This window comes from Thauera sp., from assembly GCF_035444905.1.
Taxonomy (GTDB): domain Bacteria; phylum Pseudomonadota; class Gammaproteobacteria; order Burkholderiales; family Rhodocyclaceae; genus Thauera.
Genome location: NZ_DAOMPS010000049.1, coordinates 1 through 12,346, shown reverse-complemented (window position 1 = coordinate 12,346; position 12,346 = coordinate 1). Strand labels below are relative to the sequence as shown.

Genomic DNA, 12,346 nt, shown 5'->3' with positions numbered 1-12,346 from the left:
GACGGGCACGACCCGCCGGCCTTCCTACCCGCCGCCGAGAAGGAAGTCGCGCACCACGGTGATCTGCGTCTCGTCCATCAGCATCGGCGCGTGGCCCACGCCGGCGAACTCGACCAGCTGCGCCTGCGGGCCGCGCCCCGCCATCGCGGTGAAGGTGTCGGGGGTGAGCAGGTCCGATTCCGCACCCCGCAGCGCGAGGGTCGGGCAGCGCACATTGTCGTAGACGCCCCACAGGTCGATGTCCTCCAGGATCGGCGAGGCGCGGAAGGCGTCGCCGAGCCCGGGGTCGTACACCATGGCGAAGCCCCCATCGGCGCCCCCCACCGGCCGCACCGAATACTGGGTGAGATGGCGCCACTGGCTGTCGGTCAGCGGGCCGAAGGAGGCGCTGACCTCGCGGATGTAGGCCTCGGCCGCCTCCATGCTGGGAAAGCGCGGCGCCATGCCGACGTACTGGGCGATGCGCTGCAGCGCAGTGGTCGTGATCACGGGGCCGACGTCATTCAGCACCAGGCGGGTGATCGGCGAGTGCGGCTGGCTGGCGAGCAGCATGCCGATGATGCCGCCCATCGAGGTGCCCACCCAATGCACCTGCTCGACATCGAGGCGCGCAATCAGCGTCACCATGTCCGCCACATAGACCGGAAAGCCGTAGTCCGCCTTCACCCCCAGCCAGTCGCTGCGGCCGCGGCCGACGACGTCGGGACACACCACCCGGTAGTCGTCGGCCAGGGCCTGCGCCAGGTCGTCGAAGTCACGCCCGTTGCGGGTGAGACCGTGCACGCAGACGAGCACGCGCGGATTGCGCGGGTCGCCCCACTCCGTATAGGCCATGCGATGCAGGCCATGGGGCCCGAGGCATTGCACGCTGCGTTCGCGCACGCCGTGTCGCGGGCGCTGGGGTGAGGGCGGCGTTTCGAACAGGCTACCGAATGAGGACATGGTGGCGAGGTGGCAAATGCGCGCGGGGCGCGGGTTGGAGGAAGCGGGTAGCGACGAGTCTAGCCCGAAACGTGCATCCGGGCGCAAGGCGCAGCACGCACGGCCGCGCCCTGCGCCCGCGCCTCCTCACGCCGGCCTCAGCGCCCATGCCAGTAACGCGGGCGTTCAACGCGCTGTGCCCGCAGCGTGACACCGGCGTCGGCATCGGCGTCAAAGTCGGCCTCGATCGCTCCCTGGCTGTCGGTGCGCCAGTTGCGCGTGCCGGCCTCGGCCCAGCGCGCCCACACCTGCGGGTGCGGGTGGCCGAAGGGGTTGCGATGGCCCGCCGAATGCACCACGTGGGCCGCCAGCGTGGCGTCGACGAAGGCCGCCGAGGACGAGCTGCGGCTGCCGTGGTGCGGGCTCACCACGACCGTGCTCTCCAGTGCGGCGGGATCGGCCGCGAGCAGGCGCGCTTCGGCGCCGACGCCGATGTCGCCGGTCAGCAGCAGCGTTCCCGAGGCCGCCGACACCCGCAGCACGCATGAGCCGTCGTTGTCGTGGCGGCGCGATGCCGAAGGCGCTGCGTCGCCCCGGGGGTGAAGCATGTCGAAGCGCACGCCGTCCCGGGTCCATTTCTGCCCTGCGGCACAAGGCTGGACCACGGTCGATGCCTTGAGCGCAGGCCACCAGCGCGAGCCCGCCTCGGGCCGGCCGGCAAGCACGGTATCGACCGGCAATGCACGCAGCAGGCTGGCGGCGCCGCCGACGTGGTCGCTGTCCTCGTGCGACAGCACCAGGTGATCGAGCCGGCGCACCCCGATGGCGCGCAGATAGGGCAGGATCACCCGGCTGCCGGCGTCGGCCTCGCTGCCGTAGGGCGGGCCGGCATCGAACACCAGATCATGCGCTTGGGTCTGCACATGGACCGCGAGCCCCTGGCCGACATCGAGCACGCGCACGCGAAACGCCCCCTCGGCGGGCCGCGGCGCCTCCCACAGCAGCATCGCGGCCAGCAGCGCCGGCGCCGCAAGACGGCCGGGCGTCGCCCGCGGCAGCAGCAGCGCGCCCACTGCGGTGAGCCCGCCAGCCAGCAGCCAGGTCGGCGGCTGGGCCTGCTCCCACAGCGCAAGCTCGAGTGCCGCCAGCGGCCGCACCCAGCTCATCATCAGGGCCGTCGCAGCATGTGCAAGCACCAGCACGGCGTCTACAGGCACGATCACCCCGAGCAGCACGAGTGGCGCAATGACGAAACTGACGAGTGGAATCGCCACCAGGTTCGCCAGCGGCGAAACCAGCGGAAAGGCATTGAACAGCACCAGCAGCAGCGGCGTCAGCGCAAGGCTGATCGCGAGCTGGATGCGCAGCGCGGCACGCCAGCCGCGAGGCGGCGCGACCCGCCCGCCCAGCACCGCCAGGATCACCGCCACCGCGCCGAAGGACAGCCAGAAGCCGGCCGCCAGCACCGCCCAGGGATCGATCGCGACCACCACCAGCAGCGCGATCGCCAACACCCGCGACGGCGCCTGCGCGCGCCCCGACAGCAACGCAATGACGGCCACAGCCAGCATCAGCCAGGCGCGCAGCACCGGCACCCCCATGCCGGCAAGCAGGGCATAGGCGGTGGCCCCTGCGAGCGCTGCCAGCGCCCTCGCCTTCTGCGCCGGCAGGCGCAGCGCCAGGGCCGGGATACGCCGCCACGCGGTGCCGACCATGCCGCCGCAGAACAGGCCGACGAGGGCGACATGCAGGCCGGAGATTGCCACCAGATGCCCGATCCCGGTGCGACGGAAGACCTCCCAGTCGGCGTGAGGGATCGAGCGCTGGTCACCGACCGCAAGGGCAAGCACGATGCCGGCGTGCGGCGCCTCGGCCAGGCTCGCCAGCATGCGCTCGCGCACCGCGCCGCGCAGCCGGTGCACCCACTGCATGAGCGCCTGCGGGGCATCGTCGAGCCTGTGGGCCTCGCCGCGCACATGACCGGTGGCGCGAATGCCGCGCTCGAGCAGCCAGGCCTCGTAGTCGAAACCGTGCGGATTGGCGAAGCCGTGTGGGCGCTTCAGTCTTACCACCAGGCGCCAGCGCTCACCTGCGCGCGGCGCCGGCAACGCAACAGCCTGGCCACGCTCGCCATACCAGGACAGCAGCACGCGGCGTGGAATACCGGCCTCGGCGGGCTCGATGTCAAGAATGAAGCGCCAGCCGTTGCCGACGGCCTGTGGCAGGCTGGCGATGCGCCCGACCACCACCAGATCGACCCCTTCGCGCCCCCCTGACAGCTCGTCCGCCAGCCGCCACTCGGCGCGCAGCGTGGCCCAGCCGAAACCGGCCACCACCATCGCCGCCGCGAGCAGCAACAGCGCGAGCTGGTGCCGAGGAAGCCTGCCCGAGGGCGGCCGGACCCGCGCCAGCAGCACCCCCGCAGCGAGCACCAGCACCATCGCTGCGCCAGCCAGCGCGCCGGCGCCGGCCAGCGAAGCGCGGCCCTGTAGCAGGCACACGCCGAGCAGAAAGGAGACCGCAGCAATTCTCATGGCATCCAATAATGCCAAAAGGATTGCCGCTACGGCGTACCGGATGCGGCGGCGCCGCGCACGAACCGATCGGCAGCGGACACGCCCCAGGGGGCGCGCACGTCTTTGGCGCCGCGGGGCGAACTGCTAGACTGCGCCGCCATCCGAGCCTTCATGCGCAAGCGACTCAAGCGATTCCTGCCCGACCACGAGACAGTCAGTTCCAACCGCTGGCTGCGCCCTTTCGCGTCCACGCTGTTGCACCCGCGGCTGTGGCACCTGAACCGCCACTCGGCCGCCGGTGCAATTGCGGTCGGCATGTTCTGCGGGCTGATCCCCGGCCCGCTGCAGATGCTCGGCGCCGCCATCTGCTGCGTCGCCTTTCGCGTCAATCTGCCGCTCGCGCTGATCACCACGCTGTACAGCAACCCGATCACCATCGTGCCGCTCTACCTGCTGGCGTTCGGCATTGGCAGCCTGATCGTGGGCGATGGCGAGTTCGATTTCACACCTCCGCCCGGGCTCAACAGCATGAATCCGGCCCACTGGGTCACCGACCTGCTGACCTGGGCCACCAGTCTGGGCAAGCCGCTCTTCATCGGCCTCGTCGTGCTCGCCGCCAGCCTGTCGGTGTTCTCTTACCTGGCGGTGCGCTGGGGCTGGCGGCTATGGCTGATCCGTCAGTGGCGACAGCGCCAGTCGCGCCGTCGGCATCCGCAGTCCTGAGGCCGCGCCCCCTGCTCGCCGCCGCGGCCTGCCTCATTCGAGCCGACCGTCGACCAGCCGCAGGGTGCGCTGCGCACGCGCCGCCAGGGTCTCGTCGTGGGTGACGATGACGAAGCTGGTGGCGAAGCGCTCGTTGAGCGAGAGCATCAGGTCGAACACCGCACCGGCGGTGCGCCGATCGAGGTTGCCGGTCGGCTCGTCGGCAAGCACGCAGGCCGGCTCGCTGACCAGCGCGCGGGCGATCGCGGCACGCTGGCGCTCGCCGCCGGAAAGCTCGCCGGGGGCGTGATCGAGGCGATGCCCAAGCCCGACCTCGGCGAGCATCTTCGCCGCGCGCGCTTCCGCCTCGGCGCGCGCCACCCGCCGCACATAGAGCGGCATGGCGACGTTCTCGAGCGCGCTGAACTCGGGCAGGAGATGATGGAATTGGTAAACGAAGCCGAGCGCGGCATTGCGCAGACGCCCGCGCGCCGTCTCAGACAGCCCCGAAAAATCCTGTCCCATCAGCCGTACCGAACCGGCACTGGGCACGTCGAGTCCACCAAGCAGGTGCAGCAAGGTGCTCTTGCCCGAGCCCGAGGCGCCGACGATGGCGACGCGCTCGCCGCGATTCACCCGCAGCCCGACGCCGTCGAGCACCTTCACCGCCTCCGCGCCCTCACGAAAATGCTTGCTCAGGCCTTCGCAGGCGACCACGGCGGGCGATGCGTCATCGGCGCGACCGCGCAGCGTTTGCAGTTGATCATTCATAGCGCAGCGCCTCCGCCGGATTGACCCGCGAAGCCCGCCAGCTCGGGTACAGGGCGGCGATCAGGGTCAGCACGAAGGACACCGACACGATCGTGATCACGTCGGCCGGCAGCACCTTCGAGGGCAGTTCGTTGATGTAATAGATTTCCTTGTTCCACAGCGTCGCGCCGGTGAGGGCCTCGAGCGCGGGAATGACCACGTCGAGGTTGTGCGCGATCGCCAGGCCGCCGACCACGCCCGCGAGCAGGCCGACGAAGCCGATGATCGAGCCCTGCAGCACGAAGATCGTCATGATCGAGGCCGGGCTGGCGCCGAGCGTGCGCAGGATGGCGATGTCGGCGTATTTCTCCTGCACCGCCATCACCAGCGTGGACACGATGTTGAACGCCGCCACCGCCACGATCAGGAACAGGATCAGCGTCATCATCGTCTTCTCGAGCGCGACCGCGCGGAAGAAGTTGGCATGGCTGCGCGTCCAGTCGGCCACCATCAGGCCGGGTTCGCTGATCGACAGCGCAAGTTCGCGCGCCACGCGCGGCGCCGCGAACAGATCGTCGAGCTTGAGGCGCACCCCACTCACTGCGTCGCCCAGGCGGTAAAGCGCCTGGGCGTCGGCCAGGTGCACCAGCGCGAGCCCCGAGTCGTACTCGTACATGCCGGCCTCGAAGATGCCGACCACCTCGAACTGCTTCACCCGCGGCAGCACCGCCGCCGGCGTCACCAGGCCCTGCGGCGCGATCAGCGTGACCTTGTCGCCCAGCTGTACGCGCAAGGCGAAGGCCAGGTCGCGCCCGAGCACGATGCCGAAGCGCCCGGCCTGCAGGGCATCGAAGTCGCCGGCCTGCATGTAGCCGCCGAAGTCGGCTACCTTGTTCTCCTCGCGCGGGATGACGCCGCGCACGATGGTGCCACGCACCGCCTCATCGAAGGACAGCATGCCCTGCTCCTGCACATAGGGCGCCGCCGCCAGCACGGACGGATGCTGCAGGCTTTCCTCCGCCACCTGCTGCCAGACCTCGAGTCCGTCCCCGCTGCTCTGCACCTGAACGTGGGAAGCGACACCGAGGATGCGCGTGCGCAGCTCCTCCTGAAAACCGTTCATCACCGACAGCACGACGATCAGCGCGGCCACGCCGAGCGCGATGCCGAGCATCGATACCAGGGAAATGAAGGAGATGAAGCGGTTGCGGCCCTGCGCCCGCTTGCGCGAACGCGTGTAGCGCACTCCGACCAGAAATTCGTAACGCATCGACAGGACGATTCCCGAGACCACGACAGGCAAGGCCGGCATTGTGCCCGCGGACGCCCGCCAGCGCGACCTCAAAGCGCATGCGAATGTAAGCCCCGGCCAATCGCGCCGCGCAGATTGGGGGTCATGTGCTGGCAGCATGTCGTGATTCGTGGAAGACTTCAGAACCCTCACCGGCACGGCGACCACTGAAACATGCCGCCCAATGCGAACACCCCGCACGGTCGTACCCTCGGACTGCTCGACCGCAGTGCCGCCGCCTGGCTCGCGCTTGGCATCGGCCTCGTGCTCGCGGTCGCCATGTGGGACTACTCGCGCGACCATCTCGCCAAGCGCGCGGAGGACCGCTTCGAGCACCACACCGAGGTCGCGCGCAACACCCTGCTGGCCCGCCTGAGGGATTACGAGCAGGTGCTGCGCGGCGGCGCCGCCCTGTTCGCCGCCAGCGACGACGTCACCCGCGGCGAGTGGCGCACCTACGTCTCGGCACTGCAGCTCGACGAATCCCTGCCGGGCATCCAGGGCACCGGCTACACGGTCATGGTGCCGGCATCCCGCCTGCAGGCGCACCTGGCCGAAGTGCGCGCCGAAGGCTTTCCCGACTACCGCATTCAACCGCCCGGCGAACGCGACCCCTACAGCAGCATCGTATATCTGGAGCCCTTCACCGACCGCAACCTGCGCGCATTCGGCTTCGACATGTATGCCGAGCCGGTGCGGCGCGAGGCCATGGAGCGCGCGCGTGACACCGGCCAGGCTGCGCTGTCGGGCAAGGTCACGCTGGTTCAGGAAGACGATGAAGACACCCAGGCCGGCTTCCTGATCTATCTCCCCGTGTACGCCGGCGCGCGCGCCCCCGACGACCTCGACAGCCGCCGCGCGGCGCTGCGCGGCTTCGTCTACAGTCCTTTCCGCGCCAGGGACATGATGCGCAGCATCTTCGCCGACGGGCTGCGCGATGCCGACATCGAAGTGTTCGACGCCGCCATGGCCGACGACTCGCTGCTGTTCGCCTCCTCCCCGCGCCGCCGGGCGGCCCACCACAGCGTGCTGCATCTGGTCGAGTTCGCCGGGCGCCCCTGGCTGGTCCGCTTCAGCAGCACCGAAACCTTCGAGGCCGACAACGCCAGCGCCGAGCCCACGCTGATCCTGCTCGGCGGCTCGGCGCTGAGCCTGATGCTGTTCGCAGTGATGAACAGCAACGCAAACCGCCGCCGTCGCATGCGATCGGCCGCAGCCAGGCTGGCGGCGAGCCGCGATGAATTCCGCACCCTGGTGGAGAACGTCCCCGGCGTGGTGTTCCGTTGCCAGGTCGGCGCGCCCTGGGCCGTCATGCACATCAGCCGCAGCATCGAGTCGCTGACCGGGGCCACGACCGGGGAATTCACGTCGGGCGCAGTCTCATTCGGCGACTTCATCGAGCACGAGGACATCCCGGCGATCGAGAAGGCGATCGAGACCGCCGCGCGCGAGCGCACGAGCTACGAGGTCGAGTACCGCATGCACGACCGCCACGGCGTCACGCGCTGGGTGAGCGAGCGCGGCCGCGTCTTCATCGACGAGCATGGCCAGGCCCTGTGGCTCGATGGCGTCATCATCGACATCACCGAGCGCAAGGCGGCCGAGGAGGCGATGCGCAACCTCGCCTTCGTCGACACCCTCACCCAGCTGCCGAACCGGCGCTTCCTGCTCGACCGCCTGCGCCAGGGCCTGGCCAACAGCCGCCGTCACGGGCGCCACGGCGCACTGCTATTCGTGGACCTGGATCACTTCAAGCAGGTGAACGACACCTTCGGCCACGAGGCCGGCGACAAGCTGCTGTGCGAGGTGGCGCGGCGCCTCAAGCAGAGCGTGCGGGAGGGCGACACGGTCGCCCGCCTCGGCGGCGACGAATTCATCGTCATGCTCGAGGACCTCGGCGACTCGTGCCCGGAGGCCTCCGAGAAAGGCGCAACGATTGCGAAAAAGATCCTTGTCGCGCTCAACAAGCCCTTCTCGGTGGACAGATCGCTCCACTGGACCACCCCCAGCATCGGCATAACCTGCTTCAGCGGTGAGGACGAACGCGCGGAAGACCTGCTGCGGCGGGCCGATGCAGCGATGTACCGCGCCAAGGTGGGCGGGCGCAACCGCCTCGAGACGGCGGGCAGCCCCGACCTCTAGGCGGCGCCGCCGCGGCCACGCCGCGGTGCGCCGGCCGGCCGGCCGGCCGCGCCGACAGGTTTCCGCCCGCCCGTCCCGGCGCGCTTGCGTACCTCGCCCTGTGCCCCCTGCATCGCCGCCGGCTGCTGACGCGGCACCAGGCAGTTGGGGCCGTTGCCGATCAGCTCCGCCCGCCCCATGCGCATCAGCCCCTCGCGCAGGATCGGCCAGTTCTCCGGGTCGTGCCAGCGCAGGAAGGCCTTGTGCAGCTTGCGGACCCTGCCGGCGCGCGCGGTCTCCACCACCTCGGAATCCGCCGACACCTTCCTCAGCGGGTTCTTGCGCGTGTGGTACATCGTCGTCGCCAGCGCCATCGGCGTGGGCAGGAAGGTCTGCACCTGGTCGAGGCGGAAGTTGTTCTTCTTCAGCCACAGCGCGAGCTTGAGCATGTCCTCGTCGGTCGTCCCCGGATGCGCGGCGATGAAGTAGGGCACCAGGTGCTGCTTCTTGCCCGCCTGCGCCGAGAACTTCTCGAACATCTGGCGGAACTCCTCGTAGGCGCCGATGCCCGGCTTCATCATCTTGGAGAGCGTGTTCTCCTCGGTGTGCTCGGGCGCGATCTTGAGCAGCCCGCTGACGTGATGGGTCACCAGTTCCTTCACGTACTCGGGCGAGCGCACCGCGAGGTCGTAGCGCAGGCCCGAGCCGATGGTGATGCGCTTGATGCCGGGCACCGCGCGCGCCTTGCGGTACAGCTCGATCAGCGAGGAGTGGTCGGTGTTGAGGTTCTCGCAGATGCCCGGATACACGCAGGACAGGCGCCGGCAGTTCTCCTCGATCGCCTTGCTCTTGCAGGCCATGCGGTACATGTTGGCCGTGGGCCCACCAAGGTCGGTGATGTGGCCCTTGAAGTCGGGCGACTTGTCGCGGATCTCCTCGATCTCGTGAATGATCGATTCGTGCGAGCGGCTCTGGATGATGCGCCCCTCGTGCTCGGTGATCGAGCAGAAGGTGCAGCCGCCGAAGCAGCCGCGCATGATGTTGATCGAGAACTTGATCATGTCCCAGGCCGGGATGCGCGCGCCGCCATAGCTCGGGTGCGGCGCGCGGGCATAGGGCCGGTCGTAGACGAAATCCATCTCGGGCGTGGTCAGCGGCACCGGCGGCGGGTTGATCCACACGTCGCGCGCGCCCGGGCCCTCGCCGTGGCACTGCACCATCGCGCGCGCGTTGCCGGGGTTGGATTCGAGATGAAAGACGCGCGAGGCGTGGGCGTACATCACCGGGTCGTCCTTGACCTGTTCGAAGGACGGCAGGCGGACCACGGTATGTGCGCGATCGGCGCGACGCGCCGCAACCCGTTCGGCGGCCGGCACGATGCGCACCGGCTGGGCGCCGTCGGCCGCGGGCTTGGGCACGGCGGCCGTCGGCTCCATGGCGTAGGGGTCGGGATGGGTGTCGATGCGGCCGGGCTTGTCCAGCGCCAGCGAGTCCACCTCATGCCATTCGTCCGCAGGCCGCCAGCCGGGCTTCACCATGAAGGCCGTGCCGCGCAGGTCGCGGATCGCCTCGATCGGCTCGCCCGCCGCAAGGCGATGGGTCAGCGCCACCAGCGCGCGCTCGGCGTTGCCGAACAGCAGGATGTCGGCCTTCGAGTCGGGCAACACCGAGCGCCGCACCTTGTCCGACCAGTAGTCGTAGTGCGCAATGCGGCGCAGCGAGGCCTCGATGCTGCCGATGACGATGTTGGCGTCCGGGAAGGCCTCGCGCGCGCGCTGCGCGTAAACCGTCACCGCGCGATCGGGCCGCTTGCCGGCCTCGGCGTTGGGCGTGTAGGCGTCCTCGGAGCGGATCTTGCGGTCCGAGGTGTAGCGGTTGACCAGCGAATCCATGTTGCCGGCGGTGATGCCGAAATACAGACGCGGCTTGCCCAGCGCGCGGAAGGGCTCGGCAGACTGCCAGTCAGGCTGGCTGAGGATGCCGACACGAAAGCCATGCGCCTCGAGCAGGCGCCCGACCAGCGCCATGCCGAAGCTCGGGTGGTCGATGTAGGCGTCGCCGGTGACGAGGATGACGTCGCATTCGTTCCAGCCGAGCGCTTCCATCTCCTTGCGCGACATGGGCAGGAAGGGGGCGGCGCGAGCGCCGGGAACAGCGCCCGCGAGGATGCCGGGAAGCGCAGCGTCGGGAACGGTGTGCGGGAATGGGGAACTGGGCTGTGAACGCATGATGGTCGCCATTGTATCGGCGCAGGTGGTGATCGCTGCGAACTTCGACAGCGCTGCCACACGCCCATTCCCCACAGCGCCCGACGACCACGGGCTCGCCGCAGCCGATAGGGGAATTCCCGCCCTTGCCGAAGCGCCTGTCCCCGCCTGTAATGCCCCGGCAAACGTCCCTTCGATGTCCAACGAAGCAAGCTCTTCACGCCCGGAGGCCCCATGCTGCGAACGCTGACCCTCGCCCTTGCGCTCATCCTCACCGCACCCGCACAGGCTGCCTACAGCGCGCTCTACGTGTTCGGGGACAGCCTCTCCGACAATGGCAATGCGTATGCGCTCAGCGGCGCCACCTGGCCGCCCTCGCCGCCCTATGCGCAGCAGTTCTCCGATGGCCCCACCGCCGCCGAGTATCTGGCGGATGGACTGGGGATCGCGCTGGCCCCTTCGATCGCGGACGGCAGCAACTACGCGGTGGGCGGCGCCATGACCGGCCTCACCAACTACAACCACCTGGTGGCGTCGCCCTTCCCCCTGCCCGCCAGCCTGGCGAGCACCGGCCTGCTCGCACAAGTAGGCGGCTTTGCCGCGAGCCCCCCGAGCTTCGACCCCGCACGCTCGCTGTTCATGCTGTGGGCGGCGCCAAACGATTTCTTTTACGCGCTCAGCACCGGCGGCAACGTACTCGCCGCCGCCAGCGCGGCCGTGACGAACCTCATCACCTCGGTTGGGCTGCTGGCACGCCTGGGCGCCACCGACTTCCTCATTCCCAACATGCCCAATCTGGCACAGACGCCCTTCGGGCTTGCCCAGCAAGATGCACTCAGAGCGGGACTCGACGCCCTGTCGGCCGGTTTCAACACCGCGCTCGCGGGTGCGCTGGACCTCGCGCGGGGGGGTGGCATCCCCGGCATCGGGACCGGTCTCGACCTCATGAGCTTCGACACTGCAGCCTTCCTCGACGAGGTGATCACCAGTCCGGCCGCCTATGGATTCACCAATGTGACCGACGCCTGCGTGTTGACCGCCTGGCCTGCCTGCGACGGCTACCTGTTCTTCGACAGCGTGCATCCGACGACGGCCGCCCATCGGCTGCTCGGCGAACGTTTCCTCGCCACGGTGCCCGAGCCGGACATGGCCGCGCTGCTTGCGCTCGGCCTCCTTGCCTTGCTGGCCCTGCGCCGCCGGCCAGGCGCGGACTGATCCATCTCGGGACCGGCACGCCGGCGCCGCCCTTCCCCCTCCGGGAATCCCGCCCCCTCTGACACCGCGCAGCGCGCCCGCCCTCTTCTAGTGCAGCGCAGCACACGGATGCATCATCCTTGTGCGCGCAAGCACTGCGTGCGCCGCCCACGACGCCCTTCCTCCGCCCTCTCACGGCTCTCTCACGGCCAGCCTGGGCCGCTTGGTGCACCGCAACAATCCTGGCACGACTGATGCTTTGATCTTGTCGACGGCGCCACAAACGCGCCAGCAGGGTTCATCCATCACCATGCAAGGAGACGTCGCCATGAGCATCTTCAACGCCTACCAGGCCCGCTTCGAAGCGGCACGCGAAGAGGAAATGTCGCTGCAGGAGTATCTCGAACTCTGTCGCCACGACCGGATGGCCTACGCCACGTCCGCCGAGCGCATGCTCGCCGCGATCGGCGAGCCCGAACTGGTCGACACCCGGCTCGACCCGCGCCTGTCGCGCATCTTCTCCAACAAGGTGCTGAAGGTCTATCCGGCCTTCCGCGACTTCTACGGAATGGAAGAAGCGATCGAGCAGATCGTGTCCTACTTCCGTCACGCCGCGCAGGGCCTGGAAGAGAAGAAGCAGATCC

Annotated in this window: 8 protein-coding genes and 1 pseudogene; 4 read left to right on the top strand and 5 right to left on the bottom strand. The window is 69.2% G+C overall.

Annotated elements, in window-relative coordinates:
- Window positions 1-24: 24 nt before the first annotated feature.
- Both PLC66_RS17680 and PLC66_RS17675 read right to left on the bottom strand, forming a co-directional pair.
- Window positions 25-942 (bottom strand): alpha/beta fold hydrolase, encoded by a 918-nt coding sequence (locus PLC66_RS17680; RefSeq protein WP_324542858.1) that lies wholly within the window; start codon window positions 940-942, stop codon window positions 25-27.
- A 137-nt stretch (window positions 943-1,079) separates the two neighbouring features.
- Window positions 1,080-3,455, bottom strand: coding sequence for a DNA internalization-related competence protein ComEC/Rec2 (locus PLC66_RS17675; RefSeq protein ID WP_324542856.1), 2,376 nt, complete (start codon window positions 3,453-3,455; stop codon window positions 1,080-1,082).
- Between the two features lie 153 nt (window positions 3,456-3,608).
- On the opposite strand from PLC66_RS17675, the gene PLC66_RS17670 reads away from it, so the two are divergent.
- Window positions 3,609-4,160 carry a DUF2062 domain-containing protein gene (locus PLC66_RS17670; RefSeq protein WP_324542855.1) on the top strand — a complete coding sequence of 184 codons (552 nt, stop codon included), beginning with the start codon at window positions 3,609-3,611 and terminating at the stop codon, window positions 4,158-4,160.
- Window positions 4,161-4,193: 33 nt separating this feature from the next.
- On the opposite strand, the gene lolD is transcribed toward PLC66_RS17670, so the two are convergent.
- Window positions 4,194-4,910: a lipoprotein-releasing ABC transporter ATP-binding protein LolD gene (gene lolD / locus PLC66_RS17665; RefSeq protein ID WP_324542853.1), complete on the bottom strand. Its 717-nt coding sequence runs from the start codon at window positions 4,908-4,910 to the stop codon at window positions 4,194-4,196.
- Window positions 4,903-6,159 (bottom strand): lipoprotein-releasing ABC transporter permease subunit, encoded by a 1,257-nt coding sequence (locus PLC66_RS17660; protein WP_324542851.1) that lies wholly within the window; start codon window positions 6,157-6,159, stop codon window positions 4,903-4,905. The genes lolD and PLC66_RS17660 overlap by 8 nt, the downstream gene beginning before the upstream one ends.
- A gap of 195 nt (window positions 6,160-6,354) precedes the next feature.
- Between PLC66_RS17660 and PLC66_RS17655 the strand changes: the two genes are divergently transcribed.
- Entirely contained in the window at window positions 6,355-8,322 is a 1,968-nt protein-coding gene (locus PLC66_RS17655) for a CHASE domain-containing protein (protein ID WP_324542849.1), read from the top strand.
- Here the strand turns inward: PLC66_RS17655 and PLC66_RS17650 are convergent.
- A complete protein-coding gene (locus PLC66_RS17650) occupies window positions 8,319-10,421 on the bottom strand; it encodes a YgiQ family radical SAM protein (RefSeq protein WP_324542899.1) in 2,103 nt (700 codons plus the stop codon). The genes PLC66_RS17655 and PLC66_RS17650 overlap by 4 nt on opposite strands.
- 321 nt (window positions 10,422-10,742) lie before the next feature.
- Here PLC66_RS17650 and PLC66_RS17645 point away from each other — a divergent pair, with 321 nt between their 5' ends.
- Complete coding sequence (locus PLC66_RS17645) at window positions 10,743-11,723, top strand: SGNH/GDSL hydrolase family protein (protein ID WP_324542847.1); 981 nt, start codon at window positions 10,743-10,745, stop codon at window positions 11,721-11,723.
- Between the two features lie 307 nt (window positions 11,724-12,030).
- A pseudogene (locus tag PLC66_RS17640) lies at window positions 12,031-12,346 on the top strand (PrkA family serine protein kinase); the annotation flags it as partial.

Excerpts from the sequence above, each read along its gene's own strand:
- PLC66_RS17645 (WP_324542847.1), top strand. The coding sequence starts at position 10,743 with ATGCTGCGAACGCTGACCCTCGCCCTTGCGCTCATCCTCACCGCACCC.
- PLC66_RS17650 (WP_324542899.1), bottom strand. The coding sequence starts at position 10,421 with ATGTCGCGCAAGGAGATGGAAGCGCTCGGCTGGAACGAATGCGACGTC.
- PLC66_RS17680 (WP_324542858.1), bottom strand. The coding sequence starts at position 942 with ATGTCCTCATTCGGTAGCCTGTTCGAAACGCCGCCCTCACCCCAGCGC.
- PLC66_RS17675 (WP_324542856.1), bottom strand. The coding sequence starts at position 3,455 with ATGAGAATTGCTGCGGTCTCCTTTCTGCTCGGCGTGTGCCTGCTACAG.
- PLC66_RS17660 (WP_324542851.1), bottom strand. The coding sequence starts at position 6,159 with ATGCGTTACGAATTTCTGGTCGGAGTGCGCTACACGCGTTCGCGCAAG.
- PLC66_RS17655 (WP_324542849.1), top strand. The coding sequence starts at position 6,355 with ATGCCGCCCAATGCGAACACCCCGCACGGTCGTACCCTCGGACTGCTC.
- PLC66_RS17670 (WP_324542855.1), top strand. The coding sequence starts at position 3,609 with ATGCGCAAGCGACTCAAGCGATTCCTGCCCGACCACGAGACAGTCAGT.
- lolD (WP_324542853.1), bottom strand. The coding sequence starts at position 4,910 with ATGAATGATCAACTGCAAACGCTGCGCGGTCGCGCCGATGACGCATCG.